We start from the raw sequence: 22,515 nt of genomic DNA, 5'->3' as shown, positions 1-22,515 counted from the left end.
CCTTCCCCGTCTCTCTGGACGGCTCCCGTCTCTCAGGACGGCTTCAAGGATGCTGACGGGTTCGAGCCTAGTGGGACTCCTGGTCCTCCGCGACAGTCCGACCGGACGGTCCACGACCACCGGCGACGGCGCCGAGGACGCCGTTCACGAAGCCGGCCGAGTCGTCGGTGGACAGCGACTGCGCGAGCTCGACGGCTTCGGCGATCGCGACCGCGTCCGGGACCTCCGGGTTGAACCGGAGCTCCCAGACGCCCATGCGCAGGATGCAGCGGTCGAGCACCGGCATGCGGGCGATCGCCCAACCCTGCGCGTGGTCGGTGATGACGTCGTCGATCTCGTAGCGGGCCTCGTCGATGCCCGTCACGATCTGCCGCGCGTAGTCCCAGCTGGAGGTACGCTCCGGCTGGTCGAGGTGGCGGACCGTCTCGGTCGCGAGGACGTCCGCGATCGGCAGCTCGCGCACCTCGGCCACGTAGAGCATGTCGAGGGCGCGCTTGCGCGCCTTGGAACGAGCACTCATCCGGTCAGCGCCTAGTCGTTGACGCGGCCGAGGTAGTTGCCGTCACGCGTGTCGACCTTCACCTTGGTGCCGCTCTCGAGGAAGAGCGGGACCTGGATCTGGTAGCCCGTGACGATCGTCGCCGGCTTGGTGCCACCCGAGGAACGGTCGCCCTGCAGGCCCGGCTCGGTCTCGATCGTGGTGACGATCGAGGTCGGGAGCTCGACGTAGAGCGGGTTGCCCTCGTTCATCGCGATGGTGACCTGCGCGGACTCGAGCAGGAAGTTCTTCGCGTCGCCGACGACCGTCGACGGGACGTTGATCTGGTCGTAGGTGTCCTGGTCCATGAACACGTACGAGTCGCCGTCCTCGTAGAGGTACTGGTAGTCGCGGCGGTCCACCACGGCGGTCACGATCTTCGCGCCGGCGTTGAACGTGCGGTCGACGACCTTGCCCGACACGACGTTCTTGAGCTTGGTGCGCACGAAGGCGCCGCCCTTGCCCGGCTTCACGTGCTGGAACTCGACGACCGACCAGAGCTGCCCGTCGATGATGAGAACGGCGCCGTTCTTGATGTCAGTGGTACTCGCCATTGGTCTTCCGTTCGATGGTGTTGTGAAGGTCTCACGGGCTCGTGGAGCCCCGGACGAGTGTAGCGGACGGGCTACTGCCGTCGGCGCGCGACCCAGGCGTCGATCGCCGCCCACACCAGCAGCACGACGCTGGTGCCACCGAGCAGGGCCCCGGCGACGAGCGTCGAGATGACCGCGGTCGGGCGCACCGGCTCGGCGAGGTACACCACGGACAGGAGGCCCGCCCCGGCTCCCAGGAGCACGAGCAGCACCCGACGGATCATGCCCGACACAGTCTGACGGTCCCGGCGGTCGCTGAGCAGACGGATGTTCACCGAGAGCTTGCCCGCCTCCACCGCCTCGGTGATCTTGTCGATCCGCCGGGGCAGGCGGCGCGCCGAGGTGACGAGGCCGAACAGCTCGCGGACCAGGACGCTCCGGATGGCCGCGGGGCGCAGCTGGTCACGGATCTGCTCGGCGGCGAGTCCGCGCGACTCCTCGAGCAGGTCGAAGGACGGGGTCAGCGTGCGGAGCGTGCCCTCGAAGATCGCGAGCGCGCGGGCCGCCGCCACGAAGTCCGCCGGCGCGCGCAGCCGGTAGCGGCCGAAGACCTCGACGGCGTCGTCGACCGTCTCGACGCCGATCCGGGCGCCCGGGCCGAGCTCCTCGGCGACGAACCGGGCCATGTCCCGACGGAAGTCCGCCTCGTCCTCCACGTTCTGGACTGGCGCCATCCGGAGCACCGTGTCGGCGATCCGCGCGGTGTCGTCCTGCAGGTACGCGGCCAACAGTTCCTGGACCGTGTCCCGGAGACCCGGGTCGAGCCTCCCGACCGATCCGAAGTCGATGAGCGCGGGCCGCCCGTCGGGCAGCACCAGCACGTTCCCCGGGTGCAGGTCCGCGTGGTAGACGCCGTCGAAGACGACCTGGCGGAGGAACGAGCGGAGGATCGAGCGCATCGGCTCGTCGAGGTCGCGGTCCGAGCGCTCGGCGCGGATCGCGCTGAGCGTGTCGCCCTCCAGGAACTCCATCACGAGCACGCGGCGGCTCGACAGGTCTCGGTAGGGCTCCGGGAACCGGACCTCGTCGGGCCGGGCGCTGCGGGCCTGGGCGGCGCGGAGCGACTCGAGGTTCCGGAGCTCGGCCGAGAAGTCCACCTGCCGGATCAGGTCGGCGCCGTACTGTTCGGCGACCTGGACGATCCCGAGCTGGCGGGCCTGGGCCGAGGTCCGGGTCAGGAACCGCACGGCCCGGAGCGCGATGTCGACGTCACGGCGGACGGCCGCGTCGATGCCCGGGCGCTGGACCTTCACGGCCGCCGCGGTGCCGTCGGTGAGCCGCGCACGGTGCACCTGCGCGATCGACGCCGCGGCGACCGGCTCGGGGTCGAAGGACGCGAACACCCGGTCCACCGGCGCACCGAGTTCGGCCTCGAGCAATGCCGTGACCTCCTCGGGCGCGGCGGGACGGACGTTCCGCTGCAGGTGCGCGAGTTCCTCGGTCCACTCCTCCGGCAGCAGGTCGTCGCGGGTCGAGAGCAGCTGGCCCATCTTGACGAACCCGCCGCCGGCCTCCTCGAGCGCACGGCGGAGGTGGTCCGCCTGGCTCCGGCGGAGCTCGGACGTCGCCGGGTCGTGCGAGAAGTCGAGGCGCCGGAAGGGCAGCAGCGCGTGCCGTCGGGCGATGCCGAGGACCTCCGCGAAGCGACGGCCCCGACTCCGGAACCCCGCGGGTTCCTGACGCTGCTGAGGGGAGAAGTCGCTGAGGCGGGGCGGGTTGGGCACGATGCCAGTCTGCTCCGCGGGCCTGGGGTCCAGCGGGGCACGCTGCGGTCCCGGCACCGGCCCGGGTCACACGCTCAGGCGCCGACCTCCTGGTAGGCGGTGAAGAGCAGGTGGTCCTCGGGACCCTCGAGCGTCACGGGCTTGCCGACCGCGTCGAGGATGATGAAGCGGAGCATGCCGGCCCGCGCCTTCTTGTCGCGGCGCATGGTCGCGAGCAGGCTCTGCCAGCGGCCGAGCGGGTACGTGGTCGGCAGGGACAGCGAGTCCAGGATCGAGCGGTGCCGGTCGACGGTGGCGTCGTCCAGGTGCCCGGTGAGCCGTGCGAGCTCGGCGGCGAACACCATGCCGACCGCGATCGCCGCACCGTGCCGCCACTGGTACCGCTCAGCGTGCTCGATCGCGTGGCCGAGGGTGTGGCCGTAGTTGAGGACCTCGCGGCGACCCTGCTCGGTGAAGTCCTCCGACACGACCTGTGCCTTCAGCTCGATCGCGAGCTCGACCACGCGCCGGAACTCCGGGGTCGTCGGGTCGGTCACGCGGTCGACGTCCGCCTCGATCACGTCGAGGATCTCGGGCACCGCGATGAAGCCGGCCTTCACGATCTCGGCGAAGCCCGCCAGGATCTCGTTGCGCGGCAGGCTGCGGAGCAGGTCGAGGTCGCCGACCACGGCGCGCGGCGCCGCGAAGGCGCCGACCAGGTTCTTGCCCTCGTTCGTGTTGATGCCGGTCTTGCCGCCGACGCTCGCGTCGACCAGGCCGAGGACGGTGGTCGGCATCGACAGGTACGGCACGCCGCGCAGCCAGGTGGCGGCGACGAACCCGGCGAGGTCGGTGACCGCGCCGCCACCGAGGCCGATGACGGCATCGGTGCGGGTGAAGTCCGACTGGCCCATGACCTGCCAGCAGAACGAGGCGACCTCGATGCGCTTGGCGGCCTCGGCGTCGGGCACCTCGGCGATGAGGGCTTCGAGCCCGGCGCCGACGAGCATCTGACGGAGGTCCTCGGCACGGGCACCCAGGGTCGGGGCATGCACGATGAGCACCTTCGCGACCCGCGGGCCGAGCAGGGCGGGGACCGAGGCGAGCAGCCCGTTGCCGATCGCGACGACGTAGCCGCCCTCACCGCCGACGCGGATCTCGGTGGTGCCTTCGGGCAGGGTCGACTCGGTCACGGTGCTCCTTCGTCGGAGGTGGGTGCTGCGGGGCTGGGTGCTGCGGGGCCGGGTGTTGCGGTACCGGGTGCTGCGGGCGTCGGTTCCGCGTCGCTGCCCGGGGTGCTGCGGACCCAGGCGACGATGTCCTCGGCGACCCGGGACATCGGCCGGCGCGAGGTGTCGAACACGGCGTGGGCCAGCTCGGCGTAGGTGTCGGCCCGCTCGTCGAGGATGCGCTGCCACGCCGTGATGCCGCCCGCGGCGATCAGCGGGCGGTCACTCCCGACGATCCGGGCGGCGACCGCCTCGGCCGTGACGGTGAGCAGGACGACGTGTGCCCCGGCCATCGCGGCGCGGGTGTCCGGGTGCATGACCGCTCCCCCGCCGACCGACACGACGCCGCCGGTCTGGACGGCCTGACGGACCGCCGCGGCCTCGAGTTCGCGGAACGCCGGCTCACCGTGCTCGGCGAAGAACTGCGGGAGCGGACCGTGCTCGCGGACGATCACCCGGTCGGTGTCGGTGAACGGGACGCCGAGGGCCTTCGCGACCCGGCGCCCGACGCTCGACTTGCCGGCACCCATCGGACCGATCACGACGATCGGCGCTGCGGTCGACCCCTGGAGCATGACGACCATCCTCCCACAGCGACGACGGGCGGCGTCCGGTGCCCCGTGCGGGACACCGACCGCCGCCCGTCGCGTGGTCGTACTGGTGGTCCGAGTGCCTACTGGTAGTTCGGGTGTGCCCGCAGCCAGGCCTGGAACTGCTTGACGGCCTGTTCGTGCTGCGCGAGCGTGTCCGAGAACACCGTCTCCCCGGTCTCCAGGTTCACCGTCACGAAGTAGCGCCAGTTGCCGGTCGCCATCTTGGTCACCGCGTTGATGGCGAGGTCACCCGGGTTGGAGATCGGCGCCGGCGGCAGCCCCTCGTGCTGGTACGTGTTGTACCGGTTCGACGCGTCCGCGCGCTCGGCATCCGTCGTCGTCACACGGTGGGTGTTGCCCGTGCCGTAGGCGACGGTCGCGTCGGACTGCAGGAGCATCCCGTCGTCGAGCCGGTTCTGGAACACCCGGGCGACCTTCGGGTAGTCGGCGGCGAGACCGGCCTCCTTCTGCACGAGCGACGCGAACACGACCACCCGCTCCTGGTCGGCCTCGGCGACACCGGCGGACTTCAGGTGTTGCTTCATGGTGTCGACCATGGTCGTGAAGTACTGCTCCGCCGTCCACTTCGGGTTGATCGGGTAGGTGGCCGGGAACAGCCAGCCCTCGAGCGTGGTGACGCCGGACGGCAGACCGTAGGCGGAGAGGTCCTTCGCAGCGGCCTCGACGTCGGCCTTGCTCAGCCCGGCCTTCGAGACCATGCCGGCTTCGATGTCCGTGAGCGCCGTGCCCTCGGGGATCACGATGGACGGGTCCTGGACCCGGTTGGCCTTGTCCTGCAGCGCCGTCAGCGCAGCCTTCGAGCTCATCTTCTTCTTCAGCGCGTACGAGCCCGGCTGGAACTGCACGTTCGGCGACGCGAGCAGCAGCTGGTAGAACACCTTCGAGGTCTTCACGACACCGCTCCGCTGCAGCGTCGCTGCGACGTCCTCGCCGATGTCGCCGTCCTTGATCGTGATCGTCACCTTCGAGGTACCGTCACCGGTGTAGTCGTCGCTCTCCTGCGAGCCCGAGATCGCGCTGGCGATGGCCTGGATCTTCGGGGCGGCGAAGTTGTAGGCGACGGCACCGCCGGCGACCACGATCGCCACGATGACGATCCCGGCGATCAGCGGGCCCTTGCGTCGCGGTGGACGTTCGTCGCGCGGCAGCCGGGAGGCTCCACCACGTCCGCCACGTCGGCCTCCGTCGTTGCCGCCTCGGCCACCGGCACCGCGGCCGCCGCCGGTGAGGTCGTCGCCGGCGAGGCCGTCGTCGCTGGGGCCGTCGTCGAGGGGGCCGTCCGCCGGCCGGTCGTCGGTCGCGTCGGCGCTGGCTGCGGCATCCGCAGCCGCCCCGGCACTCGCGTCCTCGCCGCGCGCTCCCGGGACCGGGCCGCTGTGGAGGGAGCCGCCGAGGAGGGCGTGCACGTCGGGGTGGACGTCACCGTCCGTGGGGGCTGCGCCGACGACGGGTCGGGGGGCGGGCCTCCCGGCATCGTCACGCCGGACGTCGTCGCGGGGAGCGTCGTCGCTCGCCGTGCCGTCGCTCGCTGCGCCGTCGCTCACCGCGCGGTCACGGGGGGCATCGCCGTCGGTCGGAGTCTCGTCGGGACGGGCGGCCGCTTCGGCTCGTGCCCGTGCTGCCCGGGCTTCCCGACGCGAGAGCGGCGGTCCGTCCGTGGGTGTCTCAGTGGGGTCCTCGCCGCGGCGGGTCTCCGTGCGGTCACGGCGCTCGGCGTCGCTGCCGGGCGCGATGATCGCGTTCCAGTCCAGATCGTCTGCCAACGGTCCTCGGTCTCTCGGTCGGGAACCCCGTGCGGCTCCGGAAGCGCTGGGGCGGGTCCGGGAGGGCAGCTGTCAGGGGAGTTCGGCCCCGGGTGGGGCGCCGGCTGCGCGCTCGTGGTCGAGCGCATGTTGCAGAATGATAACAGCGGCGGCCTGGTCGATCACGGCCCGGGACTTCTTGGTGTTCTTCCCCGCCTGGTGCAGCCCGCGCTGCGCGGTGACCGTCGACAGCCGTTCGTCGACGAGCCGGACCGGACGGTGCGCCGCGATCCGGGCGGCGAAGTCCCGCGCGTCCGTGGTCGACGCGGTGTCGCCGCCCGCCATCGACAGCGGCAGTCCGACGACGACCTCGAGGACGTCGTACTCGTCCGCGATCGCCAGGATCCGGCGGACGTCGGCGGAGTCGTCGCGACGGACGGTCTCGACCGGGGTCGCGAGGAGTCCGTCGCGGTCACACACGGCGACCCCGATCCGGGCGCGACCGACGTCGATGCCGAGCCGGCGCCCGGAGCGGATCGTCACCGTCAGGCCGCGATGCGGTCGGACACGGCGCGGAGGGCAGCCGGCAGCGCCGACGTGTCGGTGCCACCGCCCTGCGCGAGGTCCGGCTTGCCACCGCCACCGCCGCCGAGGACACCGGCTGCCTCCTTGGCGAGCGGGCCCGCCTGGACGCCGGCGGCGCGGGCTGCGTCGTTCGTCGCGACGATCACGACCGGCTTGCCGCCGACGACGGCACCGAGCACGACCACGGCCGCGTCCGAGCCGAGCTGGCCACGGACGCCGGTGGCGAGGGCGCGCAGGTCATCGCCTGTCGAGAGCCCGTCGACGACCTGGGCGACCAGCGCGACGGCACCGACACGCTCGGCGGTCCGGGCGATCGCCGGCACGCGCTGCTGCAGGTTCGCCGACTCGAACTCGGCGATCCGCTTCTGTGCCGTCTTCAGGTCCTCGAGCAGCGACTGCACGCGGCCCGGCAGGTCGTCACGAGGTGCCTTGAGCGCGCTCGAGAGCTGCGACACGATGGTCCGCTCGACCGCGAGCTCGCGGAAGCCCTCGAGCCCGACGAGGGCCTCGACGCGGCGGTTGGTCGACCCGACGCTGGACTCGCCCACCAGGTTGACCAGGCCGACCTGGGCGCTGGAGGCCACGTGGATGCCACCGCAGAGTTCACGGGACCACGGGCCGCCGATGTCGACCATGCGGACCTCGGAGCCGTACTTCTCGCCGAACAGCGCCTGGGCGCCGAGCGCCTTGGCGTCGTCGATCGGCAGGATGCGCGTCGAGACCTCGAGGTCGGAGCGGATCGCGGTGTTCACGACCTCCTCGATCTCGGTGCGGGTCTCTAGTGACACCGGCTGGCTCCAGGAGAAGTCCAGGCGCATGTAGCCGGCCTTGTTGTACGAGCCGGCCTGCAGTGCCTCCGGGCCGAGGACGTCACGGAGCGCCGCGTTCACCAGGTGCGTGGCCGAGTGGGCCTGGGTCGCACCGCGGCGGTACTCGGCGTCCACCAGGGTGGTCGCCGGGTCACCGACGCCGACCTCGCCCGAACGGACCTGGACGGTGTGGCTCCAGAGGCCGGAGACCGGGCGCTGCACGTCGAGCACCTCGAGGTCGAAGCCGTTGCCGACGATCGAGCCCTGGTCGGCGTCCTGGCCACCGGACTCGGCGTAGAGCGACGTCTCGCTGAGGATCACTTCGGCGATGTCACCGGCGACCGCGCGGTCCACGCTCCGGCCGTCGACGATGAGACCGAGGATCCGGCTCTCGGCCTGCAGCCCGTCGTAGCCGAGGAAGACGGTCTCCCCCGCGGCACGGAACGCGCTGTAGACGCTGAGGTCGGCGAGGGCGGTCTTCTTGCTCTTCGCGTCGGCCTTGGCGCGCGAGCGCTGCTCCGACATGAGGGTCTCGAACGCGGAACGGTCGACGTGCACGCCGGCCTCTTCCGCCATCTCCATCGTCAGGTCGATCGGGAACCCGAAGGTGTCGTGCAGCAGGAACGCGGTGTCCCCGCCGATCGACGGCCGGCCGTCCTGCTTGGCGCGGTCGACGGCGACGTCCAGGATCGTCGTGCCCTGCGCGAGCGTGCGGAGGAAGGTCTCCTCTTCGGCGTAGGCGATGCGGGCGATCCGGTCGTACTGCTCGCCCACCTCGGGGTAGGCGGCCTGCATGGCGTCACGCGACGCCGGGAACAGCCGGGGGAAGGTCGCGCCCTCGACCCCGAGCAGCCGCATCGCGCGCACCGTGCGGCGGAGCAGCCGGCGGAGGATGTAGCCGCGGCCCTCGTTCGACGGCGAGACGCCGTCGGTGATGAGCATGAGCGCCGAGCGGACGTGGTCGGCGATGACCCGCATCCGGACGTCGTCCTCGTGGTCGGCGCCGTAGCGGCGACCGGACACCGCGGCGGCCTCGTCGAGGACCGGGCGCACCTGGTCGATCTCGTACATGTTGTCGACGCCCTGCTTGATGAACGCGACGCGCTCGAGCCCCATGCCGGTGTCGATGTTCTTGTTCGGCAGTTCGCCGGTGATCTCGAAGTCGTACTTCGACCGCACGTCGGCGATCTGGTACTGCATGAAGACCAGGTTCCAGATCTCGACGTAGCGGTCGTCGTCGGTGGCCGGGCCACCGTCGATGCCGTACTCCGGACCGCGGTCGAAGAAGATCTCCGAGCAGGGGCCGGCCGGACCGGGCTGCCCGGTCGACCAGTAGTTCGTGTCCTTGCCGAGGCGCTGGATCCGGTCGTCGGGCAGCGTCGAGTGCCGCTTCCAGAACTCGATCGCCTCGTCGTCCTCTTCGTAGACCGTGACCCACAGGTCGTCCGCCGAGAACCCGAGCCCACCGTCGGACTCCGGGTTCGTCAGGAACTCCCAGGCGTACTGGATCGCCTGCTCCTTGAAGTAGTCCCCGAACGAGAAGTTGCCGTTCATCTGGAAGAACGTGCCGTGCCGCGGGGTCTTGCCGACCTCTTCGATGTCGTTGGTGCGGATGCACTTCTGGACGCTCGTCGCGCGCGGGTACGGCGCCGGGATGAGCCCGGTGAGGTACGGGATGAACGGCACCATGCCGGCCACCGTGAACAGCAGCGACGGGTCGTCCGAGACGAGCGACGCGGACGGGACGACGGTGTGGCCGCGGTCACCGAAGAACTGGAGCCAACGACGGCGGATCTCTGCGGTCTGCATGGTGCTTCCTGTAGGGCGTGTGGCGGGGACGGGAGGCTCGGGGTGGGTCAGGTGGGCGTGTGGCCGTTCGGGCGCAGCTCGGCTTCGCGCGAGCGGTACCCCTCGGCCACGGCGCCCGTGAAGGCCTTCGCCCGGGCGTCGACCTGGGCGAGGAGGTGTGCTGCGGACGGCGTCCGGCTGACGCGCTGTGCGGCGACGAACCCGATGACCACGCCGACGGCGACGAAGAACAGCTGCTTCACGATGCCTCCCTCTCGCGTACGCCGGAGCGCACGTCCGACAAGCGTATCGCGGGGACGCAGAACGGCGGGCCGCCCTCCGAGGAGGACGACCCGCCGTTCACACAGCTGCTGGGATCAGCGGGCTGCGTAGTACTCGACGACGAGCTGCACTTCACAGGTCACGGGGACCTCGGCGCGCTTCGGACGACGGACCAGGCGGGCCTGGAGCTTGTCGATCTCGACCTCGAGGTAGCCCGGGACCTTCGGGAGCACTTCCTGGTGGCCACCGGCAGCGGCGACCTGGAAGGGCTCGAGCGACTCGGAGCGCTGCTTGACGTGGATCAGCTGGCCCTCCTTGACGCGGAAGGAGGGGCGGTCGACGAGCTTGCCGTCGACCAGGATGTGACGGTGCACGATCAGCTGGCGGGCCTGCGAGGTGGTGCGGGCGAAGCCAGCACGGAGCACGAGGGCGTCCAGACGCGTCTCGAGGGTCTCGACGAGGTTCTCACCGGTCAGACCGGCGGCCTTGCGGGACTCTTCGAAGACGATGCGGAGCTGCTTCTCGCGGATGCCGTACTGGGCGCGCAGGCGCTGCTTCTCACGGAGACGGACGGCGTAGTCGCTGTCCTGACGACGGCGCGTACGGCCGTGCTCACCGGGCCCGTAGGGGCGCTTCTCGAGGTAACGGGCCGCCTTCGGCGTCAGCGGGATGCCGAGCGCGCGAGACAGGCGGGTCTTGCTGCGGGTGCGTGACTTGGTAGACACAGGGTCCTTTTCTCTGTACTGAACTGAAGTGGTCACGGGTCTCGGAGCGCGCACGCACCGACGGACCCCGTGACGGGATCCAGAGGGATGAGCCTGTGGGATCGGGCGGCTACAGCCCGAACCTCTGCCCCCGTGCCGGTCAGGTCCGTTCAGGACGTGTCCGACACTGTGTCCTCGACGCAGCCGCACGCGAGGACCAGGACGTAGGCCCGTCAACGATAGCAGCATCCGGTCCCGCCGTGGGGACCAGACCGACCGCGCGTCGCGAGCCCGGTCAGTCGCCGCGGATGATCCCGCGCAGTCGGTCGAGCCGCGGCCCGATCTCGCGCTCGAAGCCGTTGGCGGTCGGCGTGTAGTACTCGGTGCCGTCCAGGGCGTCGGGCAGGTACTGCTGGGCGGCGACCCCGTGTTCGGCATCGTGCGAGTAGACGTACCCCTTGCCGTGCCCGAGCCGTTTCGCCCCGGCGTAGTGCGCGTCCCGGAGGTGGTTCGGCACGACGCCCATCCGCCCGGCCTTGACGTCGGCCACGGCCTGGTTCACGCCGTTGTACGCCGCGTTCGACTTCGGCGCGGTCGCCAGGTAGACCACGGCCTCGGCGAGCGGGATCCGACCCTCGGGCATGCCGATGAGCTGGACGGCCTGCGCGGCGGCGACGGCGATCGGCAGCGCCTGCGGGTCCGCCATCCCGATGTCCTCGGACGCCGAGATGATGATCCGCCGGGCGATGAACCTCGGGTCCTCGCCGGCCTCGATCATCCGCGCCAGGTAGTGCAGTGCGGCGTCGACGTCGCTCCCCCGGACCGACTTGATGAACGCGCTGATGACGTCGTAGTGCTCGTCGCCCTGCCGGTCGTAGCGGAGCAGCGCCCGGTCGACTGCGGCGGCGACGGTGTCGGCGTCGACGACCGGAACCGTACCGGACTCGCGCTCGTCGTCGTCCTGCGCCGCCACGGCGGACGCGGCCGCGGCCTCCAGCGCCGTCAACGCGCGTCGGGCGTCCCCGGACGCCAGGCGGATGATCGCGGCCCGTGCTTCGTCGCCGAGCACGACCGACCCCCGGAGGCCCCGGGCGTCCTCGACCGCGCGGTCGACGAGCATGCCGAGGTCGGCGTCCGTCAGGGGCTTGAGCGTGAGCAGCAGGGAGCGCGAGAGCAACGGCGAGATGACCGAGAAGGACGGGTTCTCGGTGGTCGCCGCGATGAGGATCACCCAGCCGTTCTCGACCCCGGGCAAGAGGGCGTCCTGCTGCGCCTTGCTGAAGCGGTGGATCTCGTCGAGGAACAGGACCGTCGTCGCGCCGTAGAGGTCCCGGTGCGTGAGGGCCTTCTCCATGACCTCGCGCACGTCCTTGACGCCGGCGGTGACCGCGGACAGCTCGACGAACTCACGGCCAGACTGCCGGGCGATCGCCTGCGCCAGGGTGGTCTTGCCGGTGCCGGGCGGCCCCCAGAGGATCACCGAGACGCCGCCGGGGCTCTCGCGCGAACCGGTCGCCAGCTGGACCAGCGGCGATCCCCGGCCGAGCAGGTGCTGCTGACCGGCGACCTCTTCGAGGCTGGTGGGACGCATCCGCACGGCGAGGGGCACGGACCCCTGCGAGAGGCCGGTCCGGCCGCCCGTCGTGGGCGCGTTCATCCCCGACCGGTCAGTTGCCATACCTCGATCGTACGGGCCGACACCGACTTCCCCGGCGTCCGGGCCGGCACCGCCGGGCCCGCGACGGGTGAACCGGTACGCTCGTCTGACACCGCGACGAGAGGTCAGAAGAGCACCGTGGCACCGAAGAACCAGAGCCGTGAAGCCCGCGAGCGACTCCGTCTCTACCAGGCCAGGCAGGGCCTCCACGAGCGTCAGCGTCGACGTCGGGTCCGGGACAACGTCATCGGTGCCGGGGCGCTGGTGCTCGTCGCCGCACTCGCCACCGGCTCGCAGCTCGTGCACGCCTCGACGCAGGGTGCCGACAGTGCGTCGGCCAGCGCGACCTCGACCGCCGCCCCCACACCGTCGGCCAGCGCGACCGCCGGCAACACCGGGGACGTGCCGAGCAAGGGCATCGCGAAGGGCGCGACCTGGACCGGCACCCTGACGTTGAACAAGGACATCCGGCTGGGCATCGAGCTCGACGGCGCGAAGGCCCCGCAGGCCACCAGCGTCGAGATCGACCTGATCCGCAAGCAGTTCTACGAGGGCACGAAGTGCCACCGCCTGGCCGACAGCACCGGCTTCCACTTCCTGCAGTGCGGCTCGGCGAACGGCGACGGCACGGGTGACGCCGGGTTCCAGTACGGCCCGCTCGAGAACGTGCCGAGCGACGGCACCTATGCGAAGGGCACGATCGCCATCGCCCGCGGCGCGACCCCGTCGTCACAGACGACGCAGTTCTTCATCGTCACCGACGACACCACGCTCGACCCGTCCACCGGCGGCTACACCGTCGTCGGCAAGGTGACCAGCGGGCTGTCGCAACTGGTGTCGAAGGTGACGTCGAAGGGCATCGCCGACGCCGGCTCCGACGGCTCCGGCGAGCCGAAGGTGGCCACCGAGATCACCGGCGCGACCATCGCGCAGCAGAAGTAGTCCACAGCGAAAACGCACACGCCCGTCGCACGGCGCGGCGGTGCAATAGGCTGACGACCTGACCGTGCCGACGGTGACGTCGGTGATGCACGACCACGATCGAGGCGAGACCTGTGGCATCTGACGAAGCAACGACCTGGGGCCGGGTAGACGAGAACGGGACGGTCTACGTCCGGTACGAGGACTCGGAGCGGGTCGTGGGCGAGTACCCCGACGCCTCCGCTGAAGAGGCGCTGGCCTACTTCGCCCGCAAGTACGCCGACCTCGAAGGCCAGGTGAAGATCGCGGAGCAGCGCGTCAAGGGCGGCGCGTCCGCGAACGACGTCGCCCGGACCGTCGAGCACCTGCGCAGCCTGGTCGCCGAAGCCCGTGTCGTCGGCGACGTCAAGTCGCTCGAGGACCGCATCGGCGCCCTCACCGACCAGGTGGGCTCGCTCACGAAGGAGCAGGCCGCGCAGGCGCAGGCTGCCCTGACCGAGGCGCTCGCCTACCGCACCGCCCTGGTGGAAGAGGCCGAGGCACTCGCCGCGGTCGACCCCGCCCGCGCGCAGTGGAAGCAGGTGACCGCGCAGCTCGACGACGTGTTCGCCCGCTGGCAGCAGCACCAGCACGACGGCCCGCGCATCCCGAAGAACGACGCGAACGACCTCTGGAAGCGGTTCCGCACCGCCCGCTCGACGGTCGACCAGCACCGCCGCGCGTTCTACTCCGAGCTCGACTCGCAGCACCGCGACGCCCGTGCCCGCAAGCAGGAACTCGTGCAGCAGGCCGAGGCGCTCGCTCCCCGCGGGTCCGACGCCATCCCTGCCTACCGAGAGCTGCTGGACGACTGGAAGAACGCCGGTCGGGCAGGCAAGCGCCACGACGACGCGCTCTGGGCACGCTTCAAGGCCGCCGGTGACGTCCTCTTCGAGCAGCGCCACGCCGAGAACACGGCCGAGAACGAGGAGTACTCGGGCAACCTCGAGGCGAAGCTCGCGCTGCTGACCGAGGCCGAGCCGATCCTGCAGATCCAGGACCGGGTCGCCGCGCGCAAGGCCCTCACCGACGTCCAGCGCCGCTGGGACGAGATCGGCCGGGTCCCCCGGGCCGACGTCCGTCGCGTCGAGGACCGCATCCGTGCGGTGGAGAACCACGTGCGCAGCCTCGAGGACACCCACTGGAAGCAGTCCGACCCGGAGCGCAAGGCCCGTCAGACGGGTCTGGCCAGCCAGCTCGAGGACGCGATCGCCAAGCTGCAGTCCGAGCTCGCCGACGCGCAGGCGACCGGTGACGCCCGCAAGATCAAGGACGCGCAGGAAGCGCTCGACGCCCGCAAGATCTGGCTCGACGCCCTCGGCGGCTGATCCAGGGCACCACACACGAACGCCCCGCAACCGGATCGGTCGCGGGGCGTTCGTGTGTCTGCGTTCGCAGTCGCCGGACGTCAGGTCGTGACGGGCATGCCGAGGAGCAGTCGGATGTCCAGGTCGTCCTGCCGCATCTGCGCCGCGAGTTCGTCCATCCCGCCGAAGGCCACCATGCCCCGGACGTAGGCCACGAACAGCACCGAGATCGTCTCGTCGTACAGGTCGATGTCGACGTCGAGCAGGTGCGCCTCGATCTGCTTCGCGGGGACGCCCTCGAAGGTCGGGTTGTTGCCGACCGAGACCGCGGCCGGGTAGGTCACGCCGTCGTGCAGCACCCGGGCCGCGTAGACGCCGTCGGCCGGGACGAAGCCCTCGCACGCCGGCGCGAGGTTCGCCGTCGGGTACCCCATCGCCCGGCCGCGCTGGTTGCCGTGCACCACGACGCTCCGCACGGCGTGCTCACGGCCCAGCAGACGAGCGGCTTCGGCCACCCGTCCGACGGACAGGAGCTCTCGGATCCACGTGGAGGACACGCGTCGCTCCCCCGCGGGTCGGACGTCGTCGACCAGTTCCACGTCGTCGATGAGCTCGACCTGGAAACCGTGCCGTTCCCCGAGCTGCCGGAGCAGGGTGACGTCACCGGAACCGCGGGCCCCGAACCGGAAGTCGCTGCCGACGAAGACGAGCTCTGCGTGCAGGGCGTCGACGAGGATCTCGGACACGAACGCCTCGGCAGGCTTCGCCTGCAGCGCGGAGTCGAACCGGAGCAGCAGGGTGGTGTCCACACCGACCGCGTCGAGGAGCTCCCGGCGCTGTGCCGTGCTCGTCAGCGCCGGCGGCACCCGTCCGGGGTCGATGACGTTCAGCGGGTGCTGGTCGAACGTGACGACCGTCGAGACGAGCCCACGCGCCCGTGCGGCGTCCTCGAGGTGGGCGATGACGGCTCGGTGCCCGACGTGGACACCGTCGAACTTGCCGATCGTGACCGCGCTCGGCCCGAAGTCGTCGGGGACGTCGGCGACGTCGTCGTAGAAGTGCATGTGCGAGCCCTCCGTCGTCACGCTGCCGGGGCTCCGGACGCTGCGGTGCGGTGGTGCTTGCGGAGCCACCACAGTCCGGCGATCGGGAGCACGAGCGGGGCGAAGGCGTAGCCCAGGCCGTAGTAGGACCAGATCGTGTCGTCGGGGAACAGCTGCCGGTCGAGCAGCGAGAGCGTCCCGATGACGAGCACGCCCGTCATCTCGAAGACGATCGTCACGCAGGCGACCCGGTACCAGAACCGGCCGGGTGCGATGAGGGCGACCATGGCGACGATGTAGACCACGGCGGCGATCGCGCTCAGGGTGTACGCGAACGGTGCGAACGAGAACTTCTCGGCGATCTGGACGATGCTGCGCCCGGTGGCGGCCAGGGCGAGGATGCCGTAGACCGCGATCAGGACCCGTCCGACACCGCTGGCCAGGGACGACGTCCGACGACTCCGAGCCGGCCGGTCGGTACCTGCGGAGGACTTGATCACCATTGCACCGATCCTACCGATCGTCGCAGGGTCCCGGGCACGGGGCGCGGGCGGCGGACGACCGCGTCGGACGCCCACAGCGGACGTGCCACGGCCGCGACGGGACCGGACGGAACCGTCAGTTCAGCGCGAACCAGATCTGGTACATCCGGTAGACCATCACCGCGGCGGTGAACGCCCCGGCACCGAGCACGACCGTGCTCCAGCGGGTGCGGTCGACCAGTGCCCAGATGATGGTCGCCGGCGGGACCAGCACCACCGACACCGCGTAGACCCAGAACTCGAGCACGTTGCCCTGCGGTGGGTTGCCGACCGCAGGGGCGACGAGCGAGACCACCAGCTGCGCCAGGAGCAGCAGCTCGACGAGCGCGAGCGCCCCGACGGTGTAGTCGTCGGGCTTCCGACCGACGAGGCCGAGGACGACGGCGGCCAGTCCGATCACGCAGGCGATGCCGAACTGCACCCACATGAACCACTCGATCACGGCGTCGCTCCTGTCGCGGTCGGGAAGTTCGTGATGACCCGGAGCTGTCCGCGGCGGACGGCGACCAGGCCGACGAGTCGGTCGGCGCCGGTGGCGATCGCAGCGACCGGGCCGTCGGTGTCGGGGTGGTCGGCGGTGATGCGTTTGCCGTCTCCGAGGTCCTTGGCCTGCGGTCCGTCGAGCTGCACGACCGGGAAGAGCCGACGTGCCACGTCGGTGGGACGCGCGAGCGCTGCCCGGACGTCGACGGCGTCGTCCTCGAGGTCGACGGCGTCCTCCACCGAGAACGGGCCGACGACGGTGCGCCGGAGAGCGGTGAGGTGGGCGCCGGTACCGAGGGCCGCGCCGACGTCGCGTGCCAGCGCCCGGACGTAGGTGCCGGACGAGCAGGAGACGACGACGTCGAGGTCGATCACAGGCACGTCGGCGCCGTGCACCGAGACGACCCGGTCGACGCGGCCCTGCACCTCGAACCGGTCGACGGTGATGCGACGGGCCTTGAGGGTGACCTCTTCGCCCTTCCGGGCGAGGTCGTAGGCACGGCGCCCGTCGACCTTGATGGCGCTGACCGTGGAGGGCACCTGGTCGATCGGACCGCGGAGCGTCGCGACGGCCGACTCGATCGCCGCGTCGCTGACGGAGTCCGCCGGGGCTCCGAGCGCCGCGACGGGGTCACCGTCCGCGTCGTCCGAGTCCGTGCCGACACCGAGGCGGATGGTGGCCGTGTAGGTCTTGCCGAGGCCGACGAGGTGCGTCAGGAGCCGGGTCGAGGGGCCGACACCGAGGATGAGCAGGCCGGTCGCCATCGGGTCGAGCGTGCCGGCGTGGCCGATCTTCTTGAGGTCCAGACGGCGCCGGGCGATCGAGACCACGCGGTGGCTCGAGATGCCCTGCGGCTTGTCGACGAGGAGGATGCCGTCGGGCGGGGTCACGAGCACCGGACGAGACTAGCAGCGGGACGGACGTCGAGCGCCAGTCAGCAGGCGTCGTTCCACTCGCGCCGGGGGTGTTCCGGGTCGGTGACGTCGAGCACGGCGGACGCGGCGATCTTGACGTCGGCCCGTCGTCCGAGCCGGCCGGACTCCTGCTCCACCCACAGCGACCAGCGCCAGAGCGTGCGGGTGCTCGGGGCGAGGAGCCCCTGCCCGTGCACGACGAGGACGCCCTCGCCCGCGCCGGTCGTCCGGAACGGGGTCACCAGCTCGCTGCGCAGGGCATCGACGTCCGCGGACGGTGCTGCCGCGGCCATCGCCTGGACCCCGTGCTGCTCGAACCCGGCGACGAGTGCCGCCGCGACGTGCTCGAGGTCGGTGCCGTCCTGACCGTCGACGGCGATCACGGTGAGGTTCGTGCCGACCTGTGCCACCACCTCGCTCGCGATCGCGGCCATGGTGTCGATCTCCTGCGGTGCCCAGCGTGCCATGTCCACCACCGTAGGCTGTCGTGGTGAACGTGGGCAGAGCCTCCAGTCCGTCTGTGGACGACGCGACCATCCACAGGGCGGCGGCGATCTCGTCCCCCTTGCTGGCCTGGTACCGCCAGGAGGCCCGCGACCTGCCCTGGCGACGGCCCGGCTTCCCCGCCTGGGGCACGCTGGTCAGCGAGATCATGCTCCAGCAGACGCAGGTGGCGCGGGTCGTCCCCCGACTGGAGGCGTGGCTCACCCGGTGGCCGACACCTGCGGACCTCGCAGCGTCACCCCCGGCGGACGCGGTGCGTGCCTGGGACCGGCTCGGCTACCCGAGACGCGCCCTGGCCCTGCACGCGGCCGCGACCGTCATCGCCGAACAGCACGACAACGTCGTGCCCCGGGACGTCGATGCGCTCCTGGCACTCCCCGGCATCGGCGACTACACGGCACGGGCCGTCGCGGTCTTCGCGTACGGCGACCGGCACCCCGTCGTCGACGTCAACGTCCGCCGGGTCCTGGCGCGAGCGGTGCTCGGACAGGGCGAACCCGGGCCGGCGAAGCCGAAGCAGGATCTGCCGCTGATGGACGCGACGCTGCCGGACGACCGTGACGACGCTGCCGCCACCAACGCGGCCGTGATGGAGCTCGGCGCCCTGGTGTGCGTCGCCCGCTCCCCCGCCTGCGACGCCTGCCCGATCGCGGACCGCTGCGCCTGGCGTGCCGCGGGGTACCCGGAGCACGACGGCCCCCGCGCACCCAAGCAGTCGCGGTTCGCCGGCAGCGACCGGCAGGTCCGCGGGATGATCATGGCCGAACTGCGGGCGAGCGACGTCCCCGTGACCCGGGACGAGATCGCGATGGTGTGGCCGGACGAAGCGCAGCGGGACCGGGCGCTCGCGTCGCTGCTGCGGGACGGGCTCGCCGAGGGCGACGACGTCGAGGGGTACCGGCTGCCGCGCGGCTGAGCCCGGCCGGGTGCCATCTCGTCCGAGCAGGTGTCGCCGCGCACATGAGAGCGCCCGCCACCGGGTGGTGACGGGCGCTCTCGTGTGTCTCGACGGGTGTCAGGCGCGCGGCGCGTCGGAGGACGACGCGGGGCCGTCCTCGTCCGCTGCGTCGTCCTCGTCGTCCTCGTCGTGCTTGTACGGGTCGGCGTCGCCGGCGTAGGTGGCGCCGACGGCGACCTGCTTGACCTGCAGGTCGCGCATCTGGGCCTGCGCGAGCAGGTCCTCGAGGTGCGCCGACGTGTCCGGCAGGGCATCGGCGATGAACTCGAGCGACGGGGTGAGCCGCGCTGTGATGTTCTTGCCGACCTCGGTGCGGAGCATGCCGGTCGCGGCTTTGAGCGCCGCCGCGGAGTCGGCGCGCTCCTCGTCCGAGCCGTACACGGTGTAGAAGATCGACGCGTGCTGCAGGTCCCCGGTCACCCGGACGTCGGTGATCGTCACGAAGCCGAGGCGCGGGTCGCGCAGGCCCTTGTCGAGCCGACGGGCGACGACTTCCTTGATGCGGTCAGCCATCTTGCGTGCGCGCTGCGGGTCAGCCATGGGTTCCTCCTTGCGGAACGGGGTGAGGCCCCGCCTCCTCCGGACGGAGGAGGCGGGGCCCAGGGTACTCAGTGCGATCAGTCGCGCGGCTTCTCGACGAGCTCGGTCGTCTCGATCTCGTCGCCGGGCTGGATGTCGTTGAACTTGCCGAGACCGATACCGGCCTCGTAGTCCGTGCGGACCTCGGTGACGTCGTCCTTGAAGCGACGGAGCGACTCGATCGCCAGTCCGTCGGCCACGACCACGCCATCACGGATGACGCGCGCCTTGGCGTTGCGCGTGATCGTGCCGGACCGGACGATGACACCGGCGATGTTGCCGAACTTGGAGGAACGGAACACCTCGCGGATCTCCGCGACCCCCGACTGGACCTCTTCGTACTCGGGCTTGAGCATGCCCTTGAGCGAGTTCTCGATGTCCTCGAGTGCGTTGTAGATGACCGAGTAGAAGCGGACGTCGATGCCTTCACGGGCAGCGCGTTCGCGGGCCTTGACGTCCGGACGGACGTTGAAGCCGACGACGATCGCGTTGTCGATCGTGGCGAGGTCGATGTCCGACTCCGTGATCGCACCCACACCGCGGTGCAGGATGCGCAGCTGGACGCTGTCGTCCACCTCGATGTCCAGGAGCGACTGCTCGAGTGCCTCGACGGCACCGGAGACGTCACCCTTGATGATGAGGTTGAGCGAGTCGACCTTGCCCTCTTCGAGCGCACGGGTGAAGTCCTCGAGCGAGATGCGCTTGCGGGCCTTGGCCAGCTGGGCATTGCGCTGTGCGGCTTCACGCTTCTCGGCGATCTGACGGGCGGTGCGGTCGTCCTCGGTGACGAGGAACGTGTCACCGGCGCGGGGCACCGACGACAGACCCTGCACCTGGACCGGACGGGCCGGCGTCGCGGCGTCGACCGCGGTGCCGTTCTCGTCCGCCATCGCACGGACACGGCCGTACGCCGTGCCGGCGACGATCGCGTCACCGACGTGCAGCGTGCCGGACTGGATGAGGACGGTGGCGACTGCACCACGGCCCTTGTCGAGCCGTGCTTCGATCGCGACGCCTCGGGCGTCCTTGTCGGGGTTCGCACGCAGGTCGAGACCGGCGTCCGCGGTCAGGATCACGGCGTCCAGGAGGTCCTGGATGCCGATGTTCTGACGAGCGGAGACGTCGACGAACATGACGTCGCCGCCGTACTCCTCGGCCACCAGGTTGTACTCGGTGAGCTGCTGACGGACCTTGGCCGGGTTCGCCCCGTCCTTGTCGATCTTGTTCACCGCGACCACGATCGGCACACCGGCCGACTGGGCGTGGTTCAGCGCCTCGATCGTCTGCGGCATGATGCCGTCGTCCGCCGCGACCACGAGGATCGCGATGTCAGTCACCTGGGCACCACGAGCACGCATGGCCGTGAAGGCCTCGTGACCCGGGGTGTCGATGAAGGTGATCGGGCGCTCGATGCCCTCGTGCTCGGTGACGATCTGGTACGCGCCGATGTGCTGCGTGATGCCGCCGGCTTCGCCCTCGACGACCTTGGAGTTGCGGATCGCGTCGAGCAGTCGGGTCTTACCGTGGTCGACGTGACCCATGACGGTGACGACCGGGGGACGCTGCTGCAGGACGGAGTCGTCTTCGTCGGCGTACTCGGCGTCGATGTCGATGTCGAAGCCCTCGAGGAGCTCCTTGTCCTCGTCCTCGGGCGAGACGACCTGGATCTTGTAGCCCAGTTCCTCGCCGAGGACCTCGAAGGTCGCCTCGTCCAGGGACTCGGTCGCGGTCGCCATCTCACCGAGGTGGAACAGCACCGTCACCAGGTTGCCGGGGCTCGCGTCGATCTTGTCCGCGAAGTCCGAGATGCTCGCACCGCGACGGAGACGGATGACCGTGTTGCCGTCGCCACGAGGGACCTGCACACCGCCGAGCGACGGCGCCTGCCGCATCTCGTACTCGGCGCGCTTCGTCCGCTTCGACTTGCGGGCACGGCTCTTGCCGCCACCGCGACCGAACGCACCAGCGGTGCCACCACCGGGGCCACGGCCACGGCCGCCACCACCTGCGGGGCGCGGACCGGTGAACGCGGGACGGGCGAAGCCGCCACCTGCGCCGGCACCGGCACCACCGGGACGGTTGAAGCCACCACCGGGGCCGCCACGACCGCCGCCACCCTGGCCCGGGCGCTGCCCGAAGCCGTTGGGACGGTTGTTCTGACCGGGACCACCGGGACGCGGAGCACCCGGACGGGGCGCACCGGGACGCGGCGGCTGCGGACGCGGGATGCCGTTGCCGGCTCCGGCGGCCGGGCGCTGGCCCATGCCCTGGTTGGAGGCGAACGGGTTGTTGCCGGGGCGCGGCGGACGTGCGCCCATGCCCTGGCTCGACGCGTACGGGTTGTTGCCGGGACGGGCACCGGGCTTCGGGCCACCGGGCTTCGGGGCCGAGCCGGAACCGGACGGCTTGCTGCCACCGGGCTTGACGGCGTCGCTCGGACCGGAGTCCGTCTGGTCGCCGTCGGGCTGCTGTGCAGCTGCCTGCTCAGCGGCCTTCTGCTCGGCCGCGGCCTTGCGGGCGGCCTCTGCCTCGGCCTGACGCTGCGCGACGGACTTCGGGGCGGCCGGCGTCGGGGCCCCGTCGACGGCCGGGGCCGCTGCGGGTGCTTCCTCGACGACGGGCTCGGGCTCCGGAGCGGGACGCTTCGGGCCGGGCTTGGGGCCACCGGGCTTCGGGGCGCCGGAACGCGGGGCCGTAGGGGCCTTCGCGGCGGCGGGCGCTGCCGGGGCTGCGGACGCGGAGGCGCCCTCGGCCTGCAGTGCCGCACGGAGCTTCCGTGCGACGGGGGGTTCGATGCTCGAGCTCGGGCCCTTGACGAATTCGCCGAGTTCCTTGAGCTTCTCCATTGCGGTCTTGCTGTCGACGCCGAGCTCGCTTGCGATCTCGTGTACGCGTGGTTTCGCCACTGTTCTCCTTCACGGGTCCCACCCCGTCAAGGGGCAGGACTCAATGGTTGACGGGTCTCATTTCGAGCCGCTCA

Annotated in this window: 21 protein-coding genes; 3 read left to right on the top strand and 18 right to left on the bottom strand. The window is 71.1% G+C overall.

The window, feature by feature from the left end; all coding sequences use genetic code 11:
- Positions 1-67: 67 nt before the first annotated feature.
- The 11 genes from nusB to SOM35_RS05320 form a co-directional block, all read right to left on the bottom strand.
- Positions 68-520, bottom strand: a complete 453-nt coding sequence (gene nusB / locus SOM35_RS05370) for a transcription antitermination factor NusB (RefSeq protein WP_111073582.1) — start codon at positions 518-520, stop codon at positions 68-70.
- Between the two features lie 11 nt (positions 521-531).
- Positions 532-1,092, bottom strand: coding sequence for an elongation factor P (gene efp, locus SOM35_RS05365; protein WP_111073583.1), 561 nt, complete (start codon positions 1,090-1,092; stop codon positions 532-534).
- A gap of 71 nt (positions 1,093-1,163) precedes the next feature.
- Positions 1,164-2,855 (bottom strand): ABC1 kinase family protein, encoded by a 1,692-nt coding sequence (locus SOM35_RS05360; protein WP_320514653.1) that lies wholly within the window; start codon positions 2,853-2,855, stop codon positions 1,164-1,166.
- Positions 2,856-2,929: 74 nt separating this feature from the next.
- The gene (aroB, locus tag SOM35_RS05355; RefSeq protein ID WP_414648555.1) at positions 2,930-4,027 is read right to left on the bottom strand and encodes a 3-dehydroquinate synthase; all 1,098 of its coding nucleotides are present in this window, start codon (positions 4,025-4,027) and stop codon (positions 2,930-2,932) included.
- A complete protein-coding gene (locus tag SOM35_RS05350; protein ID WP_320514652.1) occupies positions 4,024-4,638 on the bottom strand; it encodes a shikimate kinase in 615 nt (204 codons plus the stop codon). Before SOM35_RS05350 ends, aroB begins: the two co-directional genes overlap by 4 nt.
- A 98-nt stretch (positions 4,639-4,736) precedes the next feature.
- Entirely contained in the window at positions 4,737-6,440 is a 1,704-nt protein-coding gene (gene mltG, locus SOM35_RS05345) for an endolytic transglycosylase MltG (protein ID WP_320514651.1), read from the bottom strand.
- 72 nt (positions 6,441-6,512) lie between these two features.
- Positions 6,513-6,956, bottom strand: a complete 444-nt coding sequence (gene ruvX, locus SOM35_RS05340) for a Holliday junction resolvase RuvX (protein WP_320514902.1) — start codon at positions 6,954-6,956, stop codon at positions 6,513-6,515.
- 8 nt (positions 6,957-6,964) lie between these two features.
- Positions 6,965-9,622 carry an alanine--tRNA ligase gene (gene alaS / locus SOM35_RS05335; RefSeq protein WP_320514650.1) on the bottom strand — a complete coding sequence of 886 codons (2,658 nt, stop codon included), beginning with the start codon at positions 9,620-9,622 and terminating at the stop codon, positions 6,965-6,967.
- A 47-nt stretch (positions 9,623-9,669) separates the two neighbouring features.
- Positions 9,670-9,864 (bottom strand): hypothetical protein, encoded by a 195-nt coding sequence (locus tag SOM35_RS05330; protein WP_221850300.1) that lies wholly within the window; start codon positions 9,862-9,864, stop codon positions 9,670-9,672.
- Positions 9,865-9,978: 114 nt separating this feature from the next.
- Positions 9,979-10,608 (bottom strand): 30S ribosomal protein S4, encoded by a 630-nt coding sequence (gene rpsD / locus SOM35_RS05325; protein ID WP_110902175.1) that lies wholly within the window; start codon positions 10,606-10,608, stop codon positions 9,979-9,981.
- 274 nt (positions 10,609-10,882) lie between these two features.
- Positions 10,883-12,265 (bottom strand): replication-associated recombination protein A, encoded by a 1,383-nt coding sequence (locus SOM35_RS05320; protein ID WP_414648554.1) that lies wholly within the window; start codon positions 12,263-12,265, stop codon positions 10,883-10,885.
- Positions 12,266-12,382: 117 nt separating this feature from the next.
- On the opposite strand from SOM35_RS05320, the gene SOM35_RS05315 reads away from it, so the two are divergent.
- Together SOM35_RS05315 and SOM35_RS05310 are read left to right on the top strand one after the other, a co-directional pair.
- Positions 12,383-13,186 carry a peptidylprolyl isomerase gene (locus SOM35_RS05315; RefSeq protein ID WP_221850301.1) on the top strand — a complete coding sequence of 268 codons (804 nt, stop codon included), beginning with the start codon at positions 12,383-12,385 and terminating at the stop codon, positions 13,184-13,186.
- 113 nt (positions 13,187-13,299) lie between these two features.
- Entirely contained in the window at positions 13,300-14,532 is a 1,233-nt protein-coding gene (locus SOM35_RS05310) for a DUF349 domain-containing protein (RefSeq protein WP_320514649.1), read from the top strand.
- Positions 14,533-14,612: 80 nt separating this feature from the next.
- On the opposite strand, the gene SOM35_RS05305 is transcribed toward SOM35_RS05310, so the two are convergent.
- The 5 genes from SOM35_RS05305 to SOM35_RS05285 form a co-directional block, all read right to left on the bottom strand.
- Positions 14,613-15,575, bottom strand: a complete 963-nt coding sequence (locus SOM35_RS05305; RefSeq protein WP_221850303.1) for a bifunctional riboflavin kinase/FAD synthetase — start codon at positions 15,573-15,575, stop codon at positions 14,613-14,615.
- A gap of 17 nt (positions 15,576-15,592) precedes the next feature.
- Positions 15,593-16,057 (bottom strand): hypothetical protein, encoded by a 465-nt coding sequence (locus SOM35_RS05300; protein WP_221850304.1) that lies wholly within the window; start codon positions 16,055-16,057, stop codon positions 15,593-15,595.
- A 115-nt stretch (positions 16,058-16,172) separates the two neighbouring features.
- Positions 16,173-16,538 carry a hypothetical protein gene (locus tag SOM35_RS05295; RefSeq protein WP_221850305.1) on the bottom strand — a complete coding sequence of 122 codons (366 nt, stop codon included), beginning with the start codon at positions 16,536-16,538 and terminating at the stop codon, positions 16,173-16,175.
- Positions 16,535-17,476, bottom strand: coding sequence for a tRNA pseudouridine(55) synthase TruB (truB, locus tag SOM35_RS05290; protein ID WP_320514648.1), 942 nt, complete (start codon positions 17,474-17,476; stop codon positions 16,535-16,537). Before truB ends, SOM35_RS05295 begins: the two co-directional genes overlap by 4 nt.
- A 38-nt stretch (positions 17,477-17,514) precedes the next feature.
- Positions 17,515-17,961: a hypothetical protein gene (locus tag SOM35_RS05285; RefSeq protein ID WP_320514647.1), complete on the bottom strand. Its 447-nt coding sequence runs from the start codon at positions 17,959-17,961 to the stop codon at positions 17,515-17,517.
- Positions 17,962-18,014: 53 nt separating this feature from the next.
- On the opposite strand from SOM35_RS05285, the gene SOM35_RS05280 reads away from it, so the two are divergent.
- Positions 18,015-18,914, top strand: a complete 900-nt coding sequence (locus SOM35_RS05280) for an HhH-GPD family protein (protein WP_320514646.1) — start codon at positions 18,015-18,017, stop codon at positions 18,912-18,914.
- Positions 18,915-19,013: 99 nt separating this feature from the next.
- Here SOM35_RS05280 and rbfA read toward each other — a convergent pair whose 3' ends face one another.
- Together rbfA and infB are read right to left on the bottom strand one after the other, a co-directional pair.
- Entirely contained in the window at positions 19,014-19,496 is a 483-nt protein-coding gene (gene rbfA / locus SOM35_RS05275) for a 30S ribosome-binding factor RbfA (RefSeq protein WP_301222112.1), read from the bottom strand.
- Between the two features lie 77 nt (positions 19,497-19,573).
- On the bottom strand, positions 19,574-22,441 hold the full coding sequence (gene infB / locus SOM35_RS05270) for a translation initiation factor IF-2 (RefSeq protein ID WP_320514645.1): 2,868 nt from the start codon (positions 22,439-22,441) through the stop codon (positions 19,574-19,576).
- Between the last annotated feature and the right edge of the window lie 74 nt (positions 22,442-22,515).

Origin of the sequence: Curtobacterium sp. CFBP9011, from assembly GCF_034045095.1 — a bacterium.
Taxonomy (GTDB): Bacteria; Actinomycetota; Actinomycetes; order Actinomycetales; family Microbacteriaceae; genus Curtobacterium.
Note: the sequence above shows the minus strand (reverse complement) of the source record. Positions and strands in the feature narration are given on the sequence as shown.

Excerpts from the sequence above, each read along its gene's own strand:
- nusB (WP_111073582.1), bottom strand. The coding sequence starts at position 520 with ATGAGTGCTCGTTCCAAGGCGCGCAAGCGCGCCCTCGACATGCTCTAC.
- efp (WP_111073583.1), bottom strand. The coding sequence starts at position 1,092 with ATGGCGAGTACCACTGACATCAAGAACGGCGCCGTTCTCATCATCGAC.
- SOM35_RS05350 (WP_320514652.1), bottom strand. The coding sequence starts at position 4,638 with ATGCTCCAGGGGTCGACCGCAGCGCCGATCGTCGTGATCGGTCCGATG.
- alaS (WP_320514650.1), bottom strand. The coding sequence starts at position 9,622 with ATGCAGACCGCAGAGATCCGCCGTCGTTGGCTCCAGTTCTTCGGTGAC.
- SOM35_RS05320 (WP_414648554.1), bottom strand. The coding sequence starts at position 12,265 with ATGGCAACTGACCGGTCGGGGATGAACGCGCCCACGACGGGCGGCCGG.
- SOM35_RS05305 (WP_221850303.1), bottom strand. The coding sequence starts at position 15,575 with ATGCACTTCTACGACGACGTCGCCGACGTCCCCGACGACTTCGGGCCG.
- SOM35_RS05300 (WP_221850304.1), bottom strand. The coding sequence starts at position 16,057 with ATGGTGATCAAGTCCTCCGCAGGTACCGACCGGCCGGCTCGGAGTCGT.
- SOM35_RS05285 (WP_320514647.1), bottom strand. The coding sequence starts at position 17,961 with ATGGCACGCTGGGCACCGCAGGAGATCGACACCATGGCCGCGATCGCG.
- rbfA (WP_301222112.1), bottom strand. The coding sequence starts at position 19,496 with ATGGCTGACCCGCAGCGCGCACGCAAGATGGCTGACCGCATCAAGGAA.